This is a genomic window from Pseudomonas sp. PS02288, assembly GCF_029959715.1.
GTDB classification, from domain to species: Bacteria; Pseudomonadota; Gammaproteobacteria; order Pseudomonadales; family Pseudomonadaceae; genus Pseudomonas_O; species Pseudomonas_O kuykendallii.
Genome location: NZ_JASCPA010000155.1, coordinates 1 through 229, shown reverse-complemented (window position 1 = coordinate 229; position 229 = coordinate 1). Strand labels below are relative to the sequence as shown.

The window sequence follows — 229 nt, the reverse complement described above, 5'->3', positions numbered from 1 at the left end:
CCCGCTCATGCCTGATTGCCATCACCGGTCCAAACCAAGCGCAGACGCGGCGGTCGAACCGAATAAGTCATCGTCCGACGCCGCACACTGAACAGCGAATTTCCGAAACTGGATGCTGGACTGCCGAGCCTTGCCAATGCCTGATACGGCCGATTCCCGGTCTCTTGCCGAGCGCCCGCTCGACGAACTGATCGCCTGCCACGAGTGCGATCTGCTGATGCTCAAGCCC

Annotated in this window: 1 pseudogene; it reads left to right on the top strand. The window is 61.1% G+C overall.

Annotated features, from left to right (window positions below):
- Nucleotides 1-136: 136 nt before the first annotated feature.
- Nucleotides 137-229: pseudogene (locus QMX85_RS23475) on the top strand (paraquat-inducible protein A); the annotation flags it as partial.